8 protein-coding genes are annotated in these 13,401 nt (G+C 71.7%); 4 read left to right on the top strand and 4 right to left on the bottom strand.

Going from position 1 to position 13,401, the window contains the following annotated elements; translation table 11 throughout:
- Window positions 1-394: 394 nt before the first annotated feature.
- The 3 genes from CQ393_RS07745 (at window position 395) to alr (ending at window position 5,662) form a co-directional block, all read left to right on the top strand.
- The gene (locus CQ393_RS07745) at window positions 395-1,435 is read left to right on the top strand and encodes a serine hydrolase domain-containing protein (protein WP_153191095.1); all 1,041 of its coding nucleotides are present in this window, start codon (window positions 395-397) and stop codon (window positions 1,433-1,435) included.
- A 65-nt stretch (window positions 1,436-1,500) separates the two neighbouring features.
- On the top strand, window positions 1,501-4,371 hold the full coding sequence (locus CQ393_RS07740) for a TonB-dependent receptor (protein ID WP_153190987.1): 2,871 nt from the start codon (window positions 1,501-1,503) through the stop codon (window positions 4,369-4,371).
- Window positions 4,372-4,417: 46 nt separating this feature from the next.
- Window positions 4,418-5,662, top strand: coding sequence for an alanine racemase (gene alr / locus CQ393_RS07735; protein WP_153190986.1), 1,245 nt, complete (start codon window positions 4,418-4,420; stop codon window positions 5,660-5,662).
- Window positions 5,663-5,828: 166 nt separating this feature from the next.
- On the opposite strand, the gene CQ393_RS07730 is transcribed toward alr, so the two are convergent.
- Genes CQ393_RS07730 through CQ393_RS07720 form a run of 3 tightly spaced genes read right to left on the bottom strand, consistent with a single transcriptional unit; the run spans window position 5,829 to window position 9,818 of the window.
- Entirely contained in the window at window positions 5,829-6,731 is a 903-nt protein-coding gene (locus CQ393_RS07730; RefSeq protein WP_153190985.1) for a LysR family transcriptional regulator, read from the bottom strand.
- 53 nt (window positions 6,732-6,784) lie between these two features.
- Window positions 6,785-8,023, bottom strand: coding sequence for an FAD-dependent oxidoreductase (locus CQ393_RS07725; RefSeq protein ID WP_153190984.1), 1,239 nt, complete (start codon window positions 8,021-8,023; stop codon window positions 6,785-6,787).
- On the bottom strand, window positions 8,010-9,818 hold the full coding sequence (locus CQ393_RS07720; RefSeq protein ID WP_153190983.1) for a gamma-glutamyltransferase family protein: 1,809 nt from the start codon (window positions 9,816-9,818) through the stop codon (window positions 8,010-8,012). The genes CQ393_RS07725 and CQ393_RS07720 overlap by 14 nt, the downstream gene beginning before the upstream one ends.
- Window positions 9,819-10,097: 279 nt before the next feature.
- Between CQ393_RS07720 and ggt the strand changes: the two genes are divergently transcribed.
- The gene (gene ggt / locus CQ393_RS07715) at window positions 10,098-11,831 is read left to right on the top strand and encodes a gamma-glutamyltransferase (protein WP_153190982.1); all 1,734 of its coding nucleotides are present in this window, start codon (window positions 10,098-10,100) and stop codon (window positions 11,829-11,831) included.
- A 275-nt stretch (window positions 11,832-12,106) separates the two neighbouring features.
- Here the strand turns inward: ggt and gltS are convergent, their stop codons facing one another.
- The gene (gene gltS, locus CQ393_RS07710; RefSeq protein ID WP_153190981.1) at window positions 12,107-13,315 is read right to left on the bottom strand and encodes a sodium/glutamate symporter; all 1,209 of its coding nucleotides are present in this window, start codon (window positions 13,313-13,315) and stop codon (window positions 12,107-12,109) included.
- Window positions 13,316-13,401: the final 86 nt, after the last annotated feature.

Below are 13,401 nucleotides of genomic sequence, written 5' to 3'. Positions count from 1 at the left end.
CACGCTGTCCGCGCCCTCGCCAAGCCTTGGATTCGATGGGCGTTTTCGCCGGGTCCGGGGCGTGCCCGGACAGGCGGCGCGTGGGTGTGCGGCGCGCCCCGCGGGCGTGGCGGGCGCCGGTCCGCAGGTCGTGTCGATGTCGTTGACGCTGCCGGGGTGAAAGCGCCAAGGTGAAGGCGCGACGGGCGGTGCGAAGGGGAGACCGGATCGGGGAGTCCGGTACAGGCGCAGGGAGTGCGGGGGCAGGCTTGCCGGGATTCCGGTCGCCGGCCCGTCGGCGGCGGCTTTCCATCACTCCTGTCTTCTTCCATGCGGGGGACGCATGCGCAACCGGTTCTGCCTGCGGTCGATTGCTGTGGCCTGGCCAACGGCGTTGCTGCTCCTGTCGCTGGCGATGCCGGCGCCGGCGGCGACTGCGGCCGACGAGGCCGCCCGGCAGGCCGCGCTCGATGCCCTGATGCGGCCCTACGACGGCGACGTTCCCGGCGCTTCGCTGCTGGTGCTGAAGGACGGCAGGGCGCTGGTGCGGCGCGGCTACGGGCGCGCCGATCTGGAGAACGGCATCGCCGCCGGCGCCGACACCAACTACCGGCTGGCCTCGGTGAGCAAGCAGTTCACCGCCGCCGCGGTGCTGCTGCTGGCGCAGGACGGCGCGCTGTCCATCGACGATCCGGTCAAGCGCTGGCTGCCCTCGCTGCCGCCCGCGGCCGATGCCATCACCCTGCGCCACCTGCTCGCGCACACCTCCGGCGTGCTCGACTACGAAGACCTGATGGGCGCTTCCTGGCAGGGGCAGATCCGCGATGCCGGCGTGCTGGCGCTGCTGGAACGCCAGGACCGGCTGTATTTCCCGCCCGGCACCTACCGCTACAGCAACAGCGGCTATGCGCTGCTGGCATTGGTGGTCGAGCGCGCCTCGGGCATGGATTTCCCGGCGTTCCTGCGCACCCGCATCTTCGCGCCGCTGGGCATGCGCGACAGCCTGGCCTACGTCGCCGGCGGCCCGGACGTGCCGCACCGCGCCTGGGGCTACAGCCAGGCCGCGCAGGGCTGGGAGCGCACCGACCAGAACATCTACAGCGCCGTGCTCGGCGACGGCGGCATCTATTCCAACATCGACGATCTGGCCCGCTGGGACGCCGCCTGGTACGACGGCCGCCTGTTCGACGCGGCCACGCGCGCGCTGGCGCTGGGCCGCCAGGTGCAGGTCGCGACCGCGCCGGAAGCGACCTGGTACGGCTTCGGCTGGCGCGTCGCCGAGGGCCGGCAATGGCACAACGGCGAGAGCATCGGTTTCCGCAACAGCCTGGTGCGCTGGCCGGAGCAGCACCTGACCGTGGTGCTGCTGAGCAACCGCAACGATCCCACGCCCTACGACACCGCGCGCGCGATCGGCGCGCTGTTCCTCGACGAAGTCCCGCCTGCGCCGCGCTGACCGCGCCGCCTCCGTTCCACCGCCGTACTGCTTGGTCGTCCGTCCCCCCATCCCCTGGAGACATCATGCGTAGCCAGCCCGACCCCCGATTGAACTTCCTCTGCGCCGCGTTGCTGGCGGCCCTGGCCGCGCCGGCCGCCGCGCAGGACGCCGCGCCCGCGGCCACCACCCTGGACAAGGTCAACGTCACCGGCTCGCGCATCAAACGCGTGGACGTGGAGGCCGCGCTGCCGGTCACCATCGTGCAGAAGGCCGAGATCGAGGCGCAGGGCATCACCTCGGCCGAGCAGCTGCTGTCCTTCCTCAACATCGCCGGCAACGGCGCCGACGGCATGGTGTCGGCCTCGGTGGACATGGACCTGGGCGAGCTGCGCGGCACCGCCGGCGTGTCCGGCGCCAACCTGCGCGGGCAGGGCAGCGACGCCACCCTGGTGCTGCTCAACGGCCGCCGTGTCGCCACCCACGGCCTGCGCGGCCAGGCGGTGGACCTGAACTCCATTCCGTTCGCGGCGATCGACCGGGTCGAGGTGCTGCGCGACGGCGCCTCGGCCATGTACGGTACCGACGCCATCGGCGGCGTGATCAACTTCATCACCCGCACCGACTACCGGGGCATCGCCGTCAATGCCGGCTTCGACGTCACCCAGGACGGCGGCGGCAACATCTACAACTACAGCCTGCTCGGCGGCGTCGGCGACCTGGACACCGACCGCTGGAACGTGTGGGGCACGGTCAACTGGCGGCGCAGCGAGTTCCTGCGCGGCTACCAGCGCGATTTCGCCAACAGCTTCCAGCCCGACCGCGGCGTGTCGCCGGACACGCGCGGCACGCCGTTCGCCACCGTGACCAACGCCACCGGCGGCATCATCAACGGCTCGCTGATCGACCCGGACGGCGGCAGCAAGCAGAACTACGTCAACATCCTCAACCTGCCGGGCGGCGCCGGCTGCGAGAACGGCGGCCCGGCGATGGGCCCGTACGACTACCGGCTGTGGGACAGCGGCAGCTCCAAGTACGCCTGCGCCTGGGACTACCCGGCCGCGCAGGCGCTGCAGCAGCCGCAGGACAGCTTGCAGTTCCTCGGCCGCGCCACCTTCCGCATCGGCGACAACCACCGCTTCTACGCCGAGGCGATGGGCTCGCGGGTGGAATCGCAGCGCGAGTACGAGCCGCTGCAGCTCACCTCCAGCGCCTCGGCCACCTCGGTGATGAGCCCGAGCACCTGGTATCCGCTGAACGACTACACCAAGCAGACCTACGACCAGGTCTACAACGCGCTGGCCGCCTACTTCGGCACGGCCAACCTGACCTACGGCAACCCGATCCCCTACCGCTGGCGCTGCATGGCCTGCGGCCCGCGCCAGATCGACACCACCACGAAGTCCTACCGCATGCTGGCCGGCATCGAGGGCAGCATCGGCAGCTGGGACTACGACGTGGGCGTGTCGCGCGCCTCCAACGAGGCCGAATCGGTCCTGCGCGGCGGCTACTACTTCTCCAGCGGGCTGAGGGACGCGCTCGGCAGCGGCCTACTCAATCCGTTCCTGATGCCGGGCCAGCAGCAGGGCGCGCAGGGCATGGCCGCGCTGCAGGCCGCCTCGGCCAGCGGCGTGCACCTGTACGGCGGCAAGTCCACCGTCACCACGGTGGACGCCAGTTTCAGCGGCGGGCTCGGCTTCAGCCTGTGGGGCAGCGAGGCGCAGCTGGCCACCGGCGTGGAGGGGCGGCGCGAGGAGTTCGAGTTCGGCGGCGTGCAGGTGCTCGACGGCCTGCCGCTGAACTACAACACCATCTACCAGGCGCCGTTCGACGAGACCAGCGAACTGCCCAAGGTGCGCCGCGACGTCAAGGCGGTGTACGCGGAGATGTACCTGCCGATCGTTGACACCCTGGACGTGACCGTGGCGGTGCGCCACGACCGCTACGACACCTTCGGCGGCACCACCAACCCGAAGTACTCGTTCAAGTGGCAGCCGATCGAGTCGCTGGCGTTCCGCGGCGCCTACAGCACCGGCTTCAAGGTGCCCGAGTTCACCAAGCTGTTCGCCGGCGTCAACCGCGTGGACTACTTCGGCCGCGACCTGGTCGACCCGGCCAGCTGCCCCGGCGGCTCGGTCAATTCGTCGATACCGGGCTGCGACCTGATCCAGCCGGTGATCATCACCGGCGGCAAGACCGACCTGCAGCCGGAGGAGTCCGAGCAGAAGAGCATCGGCTTCGTGTTCTCGCCGACGGATACCTTCAACCTGAGCCTGGACTGGTGGGAGATCGAGCGCACCAACACCATCCGCGTGCCCAACCTGGCGACGCTGACCGCCAACTACGCGCTGTTCCCGGACAACTGGATCCGCGACAGCAGCGGCAAGGTCACCGCGATCGACCAGCGCTACATCAATTCCGGCGGCACCCTGACCCGCGGCGTGGAACTGGACGCGAACCTGAGCGGCGAGCTGGCCGGCGGCCGCTGGCAGGTCAACCTCAACGGCAGCTACATCGACACGTTCAAGGAAAAGTCGCTGGCCAACGAGCCCTACGGCGAGAACAAGGTCGGCGAATATGTGCGCTTCTACAACCTGCCGCTGAAGTGGAAGCACACGCTGAGTTTGGGCTGGGCCCGCGGCGACTGGGCGCACCTGCTGACCCAGGTCTACCGTTCCGGCTACAAGGACGAGGAACCGGTGAGCGTGGAGGGCGGCTTCTACACGCCGGCCAACTGGAACCCGGACGTGGACGACTACATCACCTACAACTACAGCCTGACCTGGACCGGCCTGGAGAACACGCGCTTCACCCTGGCGGTGCGCAACCTGCTCAATACCGATCCGCCGTTCACCGCGCACCAGGTCGACTTCGCCTCCGGCGCCACCTGGGAGCCGCGCGTGGCCGATCCGCGCGGGCGCTCGTTCAACCTGCAGGTCGAGTACCGCTTCGATTGATCCTGCCAGCAACGCCGCCGGGCGACCGGCGGCATCGGGACGCACCATGACGGATACGGGCATCGCATCTCCCGGCCGCCGCGGCTTCATCGCCGCGGCGATGGCAACGGCGCTGGCTGCCTCGCTCGACGCGCACTGCGCGCCGCTGCTGGGCCGGCCCGGCAAGAAGCGCATGGCCGCGCCCAATGCCTGGCTCGAGATCGACCTGGACGTGTTCGACGCCAACCTGCGGCGGGTGCGCGCGCTGGCGGGCCCGGCGCAGCTGTGCGCGGTGATGAAGGCCGACGCCTACGGCACCGGCCTGGACCTGGTGATCCCGCGCGTGATCGCCGCGGGCGTTCCCTGCGTCGGCATCGCCAGCACCGAGGAGGCGCGCATGGTGCGGGCCTGCGGCTACAAGGGGCGCGTGCTGCGCGTGCGCGCGGCGACGCTGGACGAAATCGAGGCCGCGCTGCCGTACCGGATCGAGGAGCTGACCGGCAATCTGGCCATGGCGCAGGCGATGGCGGCGCTTGCCGGCAGGCGCGGCCGGCCGCTGCCGGTGCACCTGGCGCTGAACTCGGCCGGCATGGGCCGCAACGGACTGGAGCTGGCCACGGAGCAGGGACGGCGCGATGCGGTGGCGCTGGCCGGTACCGGCGGCCTGCGCGTGGTCGGGCTGATGACCCATTTCCCGGGCGAAGACCCGGCCGGGGTGCTGGCCGGCGTGCGCACCTTCCAGCAGCAGGCCGACTGGCTGTTCGCCCACACCGCGCTGCGGCGCGGCGACGTGCAGCTGCACGCGGCCAATTCGTTCGCCCTGCAGCACGTTCCCGAATCGCGCCTGGACATGGTGCGCCCGGGCGGCGCGCTGTACGGCTACGGCGGCACGCCCAAGCCGCCGTTCGCGCACGTGGCCGCGTTCAAGACGAAGGTCGCGGCGGTGCAGGCGTTCCCGGCCGGCGACACGGTGAGCTACGACAGCACCTTCACCCTGCGCCGCGACTCGCTGCTGGCCAATCTCCCGGTCGGCTATTCCGACGGCTACCGCCGCGCCTATTCCAACAAGGGCAGCGTGCTGGTCCGCGGCCGCCGCGCGCCGGTGGTCGGCAACGTCACCATGAACACCACTATGGTGGACGTGACCGACATCCCCGGCGTGCAGGCCGGCGACGAGGTGGTGCTGTTCGGCCGCCAGGGCGACGGGCAGATCACCCAGGCCGAGATCGAGGCCTGGACCGGCGTGATCCTGGCCGACCAGTACAGCATCTGGGGCGCGCTGAACCCGAAATTCCCCAGCAGGCCATCGTAGGAGCGGCTCGACGTGGCCTCGGGCCATCAGCCGCGATGGGGCTTCCTGCATGCGGCATGGACCGCATGGACTACGGTTCGTGGTCTTTCAAACCTGGAAGGAAATCGGCGCCTTCATTGGTAGAGCCCCATCGCGGCTGATGGCCCGAGGCCACGTCGAGCCGCTCCTACGGGGCTGGGGTGCCGCGCGCTTCGGCCAGGCTGCGCTGGAACTGGCGGATGAATTCGGTGGCGGCCTTGGAGGGCGGCCGATCCTCCAGGAACACGCATTCGATGCGGAAACCGATCTCCGGTTCCAGCGGGCGCGCGAGCAGGGTGCCGCCGACATTGGCGCAGGCGGTGAACTCGTCCAGCACGCTCATGCCGGCGCCGCAGCGGGTGAGCGCGGCGGCCAGCGAATAGGTCTGGTTGGACACGACCTCGCGCATGCTCACGCCCTGGCGCTTGAGTTCGCCGGTGAACAGGTCGCCGATGGGGCCGCTGCTGGCCAGGCCGACCATGTCGCGGTCCTGCAGCCAGCGCAGCGGGATCGCCTCCGGCGGGTCGGGCCATTGCGCGGTGTCGAACAGCAGCATCAGCTGGCCCTGCCCGAGCACGCGGCGCTGCATGCGCGGGTGCTGCGGCGGGTTGTAGGCGATGGCGATGTCGCATTCGCGCTCGTACAACGCCTGGAACAGGTCGCCGTGGTGCAGGGTCTGCACGTCGAAGGTGACTTCCGGGTGCTGGCGCCGGTAGGCGGTGATCGCCGCCGGCACCACGTGCTGGCCGAGCGAGGGCACCACCGCCAGGCGGATGTGGCCGCCGCCGATGTCGCGGATGTTGCCCACCGTCTTCTGCAGCGACAGCAGGCGGTCGTAGATGTCCTTGACCTCGACGAACAGCGCGTGCGCCTCGTCGGTGGCGACCAGCCGCCCGCGCACCAGCTTGAACAGCTCGAAGCCGAGCTGGTACTGCGTGTGGTGCAGCACCTTGCTGACCGACGGTTGCGAGACATGCAGCGAACGGGCCGCGGCGCTGATCGAGCCGGTGGTGTAGACCGCGTGGAAGACTTCAATCTGGCGCAGACGCATGGCTCGATCCTAGTCGATGCGGGCGTCGCCGGCGACCGGCCGCGGCGCGCGCGTCACCGCGCCATCGCCAGGGCGACCGCGCGTTCGCCGCTGCCCATCGCCAGCGTCCAGCCGAGCATGCCGTGGCCGAGGTTGCACACCAGGCCGTCGCCGACGGTGCGGATCTCGGGCGAGGACCAGGGCGTGACCGGGCGCAGGCCGGCCCAGCGGCTTTCGATGTTGTCGTAGTCCACCGCGTCGGGCATCGAGGCGCGCGCCATCGCCACCAGCTGCGCCATGCGCTCCGGGTCCGGGTGCGGATCCCAGTGGTTGAGGTCGGCCAGGCCGGCCACGCGCATGCGTGCGCCGAGGCGGCAGAACACCAGCTTGCGCGAGGTGTCGGTGATGCTGGTCGTGGGGGCGCGCGCGCCGCAGGGCGCGGTGAACGAATAGCCCTTGATCGCCATCAGCGGCACGCGCACGCCCAGCGGACGCAGCAATGCGGCGCCGTCGATGCCGCTGCACACCACCAGCCGCCGCGCCTGCACCGCCGCGCCGGCGCGCGGCTGCAGGCGCCAGCCGTCGCCCTGCCGCACCACGTGCCGGACGTCGAAACCAAAGCGCGCCTGCGCGCCGTAGTGCCGCTGCAGCACCTGCAGCAGGCCGGTGCCGAACAGGAACGGATCGCCGGCTTCCTCCTGCGGCGAATGCACCGCGCCGGCGATGCCGGGCATGGCCGCAAGCGCCGGCTCGGCGGCGATGGCTTGGCCTGCGTCGAGCAGGCGTTGTTCGACGCCGAACGGCTGCTTGAGCGCCATCATCGCGGCCGCGCCCTGCAGGGCGGCGGCATCGTGGTAGACGTGCAGCTTGCCCGACACCGCGTGGTCGAAGGCGATGGGGTGGCGCTGCAGCAGCGCGTGCAGCGCGGTGCGCGATTCCAGCGCCAGTTCCAGGGTGGCCAGCGTATTGGTACGCAGCCGCGCGGCGCCGGCCTGGCGCAGGAAGGCCAGGCCCCAGCGCCAGAAATCCGGATCGGCCGACCAGCGCGTGCGGAACGGGCCGTTGCGGCCGAGCAGCATCGCCGGCAGCTGCTTCCAGGTGGAAGGGCCGGCCATGGCGTCGGTATAGGCGTAGCTCAGCTGCGCGCCGTTGGCGAACGAAGTGCCCTGCACGGGGCCGTCGGCGCGGTCCAGCAGCAGCACGGACAGGCCGCGGCGCGCGGCGGCGTAAGCGGTGGCGAGGCCGACCACGCCGGCGCCGAGCACGACGAGATCGGCGCTGGCGGGTTCGCCGTGGGGCTCAACGGGAAGCATCGGGGGTCCGGTAGGCGGGGAAGGCGGCGGTACCGTCGCGGCGCGGGTCGGCGGCCCATTCCCAGCGCCCGTCGCGCAGGAACACGCCATGCAGGCCGGAATCCTCGCCGGCACCGGCGCGGATGTCCACGCCGCGCTCGTGCAGCGCCGCCCGCAGCGGCGCGGGGAAACGCTCGGCCTCGCCGTCGAACCGGCTGCCGCGCGCGACCAGATTGGGCAGCGCCACCGCCTGCTCCAATGGCAGATGCCAGTAGAACAGCCCGGTCAGGGTCTTGCCGATGTAGGCGGGAATGGCCGAGCCGCCGGGCGAGCCCAGCGCGCCGGCCAGGCGGCCGTCGCCGTCGAGCATCAGCAGCGGCGACATCGACGAGCGCGGGCGCTTGCCGCCGGCGATGGCGTTGGCCATGCCGGGGCGTCCGTCCTTGCGGTCCCAGGCGAAATCGGTGAGCTGGTTGTTGAGGAAGAAGCCGCCGACCATGCGTCCCGAGCCGAAGAACGATTCGACGGTGGTGGTCACCGAGACGGCATTGCCGTCGTTGTCCACCACCACGAAATGGCTGGTGCCGCCCGGTTCGTCGGTGGCGTCGGCGGCGATGGCCGGTGCGCCGGCGGGCACGCCGGGCCGCGGCGGCCGCGCGGCGGCGCGCGCACCGATCAGGGCGCGGCGCGCGTCCACGTAAGCGGGCGCCAGCAGGCCATCGACCGGGACATCGACGAAACGTGGGTCGCCGACGTAATGGTCGCGGTCGGCGTACATCAGCCGGCTGGCCTCGGCGAACAGCAGCCACGCCTGCGGATCGGCGGCGTCGCGGCGGTCGATGTCGGTGCCGTCCAGCAGCGCCATCAGCTGCAGTACGCCCACGCCGCTGGCCGGCGGCGGCAGCGAGCACAGCCGGTAGCCGCGCAGGGGCCGGCACAGCGGCGCCACCTTCTCGGCGCGGTAGCCGGCCAGGTCGTCGAGCGTCATCGTCCCGGGCCGCGGCGCCTCGGCGGTGCGGGCGACGATGGCCCGCGCCAGCGCGCCGCGGTAGAACGCCTCGGCGCCGCCGGCGGCCAGCGTGCGCAGCGTGGCCGCGTAGGCGGGATTGCGCAGCGTGTCGCCGGCGTGCAGCAGGCCGCCGTGGCCGTCGTCGAAGAAGCGGCGCACGTCGGCGGCCGCCGCCTGCGGGAACTGGCCGTGGATGTGCCGTTCCAGCCGCGGGGTGATGGCGAAGCCGCGCTCGGCGGTGGCGATGGTGCCGTCGAACAGCTGCGCCCACGGCAGCCGGCCGTGTTCGCGCAGCGCCAGGGCAAAGGTGGCGACGGTGCCCGGCACGCCGGTGGCGCGGCCGGAAAGCATGGCCTCGGCGCGCGGCAGCGGCTGGCCGTCGGCATCGTCGAACCAGCCCGGACCGGCGGACGCCGGCGCCTGCTCGCGGCCGATGTAGCCGCTGACCTCGCCGCTGCGGGCGTCGTAGGCCAGCAGCACCGTGCCGCCGCCGATGCCCGAGCTCTGCGGTTCCACCAGCCCGAGCATCAGCTGCACGGCCATGGCCGCGTCCATCGCGCTGCCGCCGCGTTCGAGCACCTCGGCGCCGGCGCGCGCGGCCAGCGGATGCGCGGCGACGACGATGGCCGGCGAGCTCCGGGTGGGAGCGGCGGCTGTTGCCGGCGCGCGTGCGTCCGGCGCGGTTCCGCAGCCGGCGACGGCGAGCGACAGGCACAGCAGCAGGGTGCCGGCAGCCCGGCGCCAGCGCGCCGGAACGGCGGGCGCGCTGGCCGTGGGGGAGGACGTGGAACGGGCGGGCTTCTGCATGGCCGGCAGATTACCGCCGGCCATGCCGGAGCAGGAGTCACAATCGCGGTGCAGGTGTTAACCGGCAGCTATGGAATGCCGCGCTCGTCCCCTGCGGTGCGCCGCGGCCGGCCGGCGCTTCCATGCGCGCGAGCTATACCGTGGGCCATGAAATGTGGGCGACAGTCGCGCCACCGCCGGCCATGCTTCCGGATGGGCCAGTGCGACCGCCGCCATCGGCACCGCCGCGGGCGGACGACGGCCGGCATTGCGCCCGCGAACCGCAAACCGGAGATAGGCATGACCCTGCGAACCCTCGTTTCCCTCCCGGGCCGTGGCATGGCGCTGCTGCTGTGCGCGCTGCTGGCGCTGGCGCCGCCGGCCGGCGCGCGCGAGCTGCTCAACTACCAGGCGATCCAGAAGCCCGACCATGGCGACCGCGGCATGGTCGTCAGCCAGAACCAGCGCGCCAGCGAGATCGGCGCGCAGGTACTGCGCGACGGCGGCAACGCGGTGGATGCGGCGGTGGCCACGGCCTTCGCGCTGGCGGTGCTGCTGCCGCGCGCGGGCAACATCGGCGGCGACGGCTACATGCTGCTGCACCTGGCCGGCGAGAACCGCAGCGTGGCCATCGACTACCGCTCGATGGCGCCGGCGGCGGCCACGCTGGAGCGCTTCATCGGCGCCGACGGCCGCATCGACGGCGAGACCGCCGGCTGGAAGGCCGCCGGCGTGCCCGGCACCGTGGCCGGGCTGGCGCTGGCGCATCGCCAGCACGGGCGCCTGCCGTGGGCGCGGTTGCTGCAGCCGGCGATCGAACTGGCCGACAAGGGCGTGGTGCTCAGCCGCGACGAGGCCTTCGCCCTGGACTGGGGCCGCCAGCGCCTGGCGCGCAGCCCGGCCGGCGCCGGCGTGTTCCTGCACGCCGACGGCAGCGCGCTGCGCGAAGGCGAGCGCCTGCGCCAGGCCGACCTGGCGTGGTCGCTGCGGCTGATCGCGCGCGACGGCGCGGATGCGTTCTACCGCGGTCCGATCGCGCAGCGGCTGGTGGCGGCCATGCAGCGGCACGGCGGCCTGATCGCCAGCGAGGATCTGGCCAACTACCGCGCCATCGAACGCGAGCCCCTGCGCACCACCTACCGCGGCCGCGAGGTGGTGACCATGCCGCCGTCCAGCGGCGGCGGCGCCAGCGTGCTGGAGATGCTCAACCTGCTCGAGCACGAGGACCTGGCCGCGCAGGGCGCCGGCTCGGCGGCGGCGCTGCACGCCATGGCCGAGGCGATCAAGCTGGCCTGGGCCGACCGCGCGCGCCACGCCGGCGACCCGGCCTTCGTCGCCGCACCGGTGCGCGGGCTGGTGTCCAAGGCGTACGCCGATACGCGCTGGAAGCTGTTCTCGCCCGACCGCGCGCTCGATGCCACCACGCTGACGGCGGGCGATCCCACGCCCTACGAAAGCCCGCAGACCACGCATTTCTCGGTGATCGACGCTGACGGCAACGCGGTCAGCAACACCTTCACCCTGGGCTCGGACTTCGGTGCCGGGGTGATGGCCGAAGGCACCGGCTTCCTGCTCGGCAACCTGATCGGCAACTTCTCGCTGCGCGCCCAGCTGGCCGCGCGCAAGGAACCCGGACGCGTGGTCGCCAACGCGCTGCAGCCCGGGCGCCGGCCGGTATCGAGCATGTCGCCGACCCTGGTGCTGCGCGACGGCAAGGTGTGGCTGGTCACTGGCAGTCCGGGCGGCAATACCATTCCCGGTACGGTGATGCAGACGATCGTGGATGTGGTCGATTTCGGCATGAACCCGGCCGAGGCCGCCCACCGGCCGCGCATCCACCAGGACATGGGCAGCGGCATGCTGCAGATCGAGCCGGGTTTCAGCCCCGATACGCTGCGCCTGCTGCGCGGCATGGGCCATCGCATCGAAAGCGACGAGACCATCGGCAGCACCCAGACCCTGCTGGTCGGCGACGACGGCGTGCAGGGCGCGGCCGATCCGCGCCGGCCCGGGGCCGGTGCGGCCGCGCAGTGATGTGTCAGGACCCTCCCGCTCTTCGGGGCGGGGGGTCGTAAGCCATCGGTTCGTCGCCCCTCGGCGCTCCCGCGCCAACGGAAGCCGAGGCGCGAAGCGGGCAGGGCAAGGGCGACGCGCCGGAGCAACCCGGCGTCGCAAGGTTCCAGGCAGCCGTGTCTGTCCGGCCGGCACCTTTCCGCGAAGGAAGCCCGCGGGAATCCAGCTTCCTGAAACGGCAGGGCCGCCATGACGGCGGCCCTGCGCATGTCCTTCGTCGATCGGCCCGGGCCGCGTCAGTGCGGCCAGAAGTTGAGGAAGCCGGTGATGATCAGCGCGTTGACGAAGTCGATGAAGAACGCGCCCACCAGCGGCGCCACCAGGAAGGCGCGCGGCGCCACGCCGTAGCGCTGCACCAGGCGGCGCATCACCGCCATGGCGTTGGCGGTGGTGCCGAGCATGAAGCCGATGAAGCCGCCGCCCATCACCGCCGCGTCGTAGTCGCGGCCCATCACGTAGTAGATCGGCACCGCGAACAGTGCCACCAGCGACACCTGGATCACCAGGTTGACCACCAGCGGCAGGCCCATGCCGGCCAGTTCCCACAGTTTCAGGTCCATCAGCGCCACCGCCAGGAACAGCGCCAGGCAGATGTTGCCGATCAGGTCGGTGGTCGGCACCGACAGCCTGATCAGCCCGGTGTAGTCGTCGATGTTGCGGATCACCGCGCCCACCAGCATCGCGCCGATGTAGGAGGGCAGGGTCAGGCCGATGCCCTCGAAGCCGCGGCTGACCCACGCGCCCAGCCACATCGCCATCAGCAGCATGACGATGCTCTTGAGCGCGTCGAACTCGCGCGCCGATTCGTTGGGGAAGTGCACGTGCACGCTCTCGTCGGCCTCGCCGCCGTCCGCGCCCGCGGCGCTGCTGGCCGGGCCGCGGATGCCGAAGCGCCGCATCAGCACGGTGATGGCCGGTCCGCCGACCACGCCGCCGCAGATGATGCCGGCCATCGCCGCGGTGATCGCCAGGGTCTCGGCGCCCTGCAGGCCGGCCTTCTCGAACAGCGGCGCGAAGGCCATGCCGGTGGCCGGGCCGCCGGTGAGCGTGGCCGAGCCGGCGAGCACGCCGAACATCGGGTGCAGGTCGAACATCCACGCCACGCCGATGCCGACCAGGTTCTGCACCACCGCGAAGATGCTGGCCAGCAGCAGGAAGATCATCACCTGGCGGCCGCTGACGCGCAGCAGGCGCAGGCTGGCGTTGATGCCCAGCGTGGTGAAGAAGGCCACCATCAACGGTACCTTCAGGCTGGTGTCCAGCTCGAACAGGGTGGTGTCGCGCGCATGCGCGGCCCACACCAGCAATGCCACCAGCAGGCCGCCGACGACCGGTTCGGGCAGGTTGTAGCGGCGCAGCACCGGGATCGCGCGGCACAGCGCATAGCCGGCGAACAGGGTCAGGCCGCCGAAGGCGATCGTCTGTACGGCATCAAGTTGGATCATCGAATCTGTACCTCGTGCCCTGCCATTGCAGGAATCTGGGGCGGGCGCCGGCGGAGGGCCGGCGCCGCCGGGGGGAGAACTGCCCG

The organism is Stenotrophomonas sp. MYb238 (genome assembly GCF_009496535.1).
Taxonomy (GTDB): Bacteria; Pseudomonadota; Gammaproteobacteria; order Xanthomonadales; family Xanthomonadaceae; genus Stenotrophomonas.
The sequence above is the reverse complement of the archived record's forward strand: the minus strand, read 5'-3'. Positions and strand labels throughout refer to the sequence as shown.

Bases quoted from the DNA above. Each gene is read 5' to 3' on its own strand.
- CQ393_RS07745 (WP_153191095.1), top strand. From the start codon at position 395: ATGCCGGCGCCGGCGGCGACTGCGGCCGACGAGGCCGCCCGGCAGGCC.
- CQ393_RS07740 (WP_153190987.1), top strand. From the start codon at position 1,501: ATGCGTAGCCAGCCCGACCCCCGATTGAACTTCCTCTGCGCCGCGTTG.
- alr (WP_153190986.1), top strand. From the start codon at position 4,418: ATGACGGATACGGGCATCGCATCTCCCGGCCGCCGCGGCTTCATCGCC.
- CQ393_RS07730 (WP_153190985.1), bottom strand. From the start codon at position 6,731: ATGCGTCTGCGCCAGATTGAAGTCTTCCACGCGGTCTACACCACCGGC.
- CQ393_RS07725 (WP_153190984.1), bottom strand. From the start codon at position 8,023: ATGCTTCCCGTTGAGCCCCACGGCGAACCCGCCAGCGCCGATCTCGTC.
- CQ393_RS07720 (WP_153190983.1), bottom strand. From the start codon at position 9,818: ATGCAGAAGCCCGCCCGTTCCACGTCCTCCCCCACGGCCAGCGCGCCC.
- ggt (WP_153190982.1), top strand. From the start codon at position 10,098: ATGACCCTGCGAACCCTCGTTTCCCTCCCGGGCCGTGGCATGGCGCTG.
- gltS (WP_153190981.1), bottom strand. From the start codon at position 13,315: ATGATCCAACTTGATGCCGTACAGACGATCGCCTTCGGCGGCCTGACC.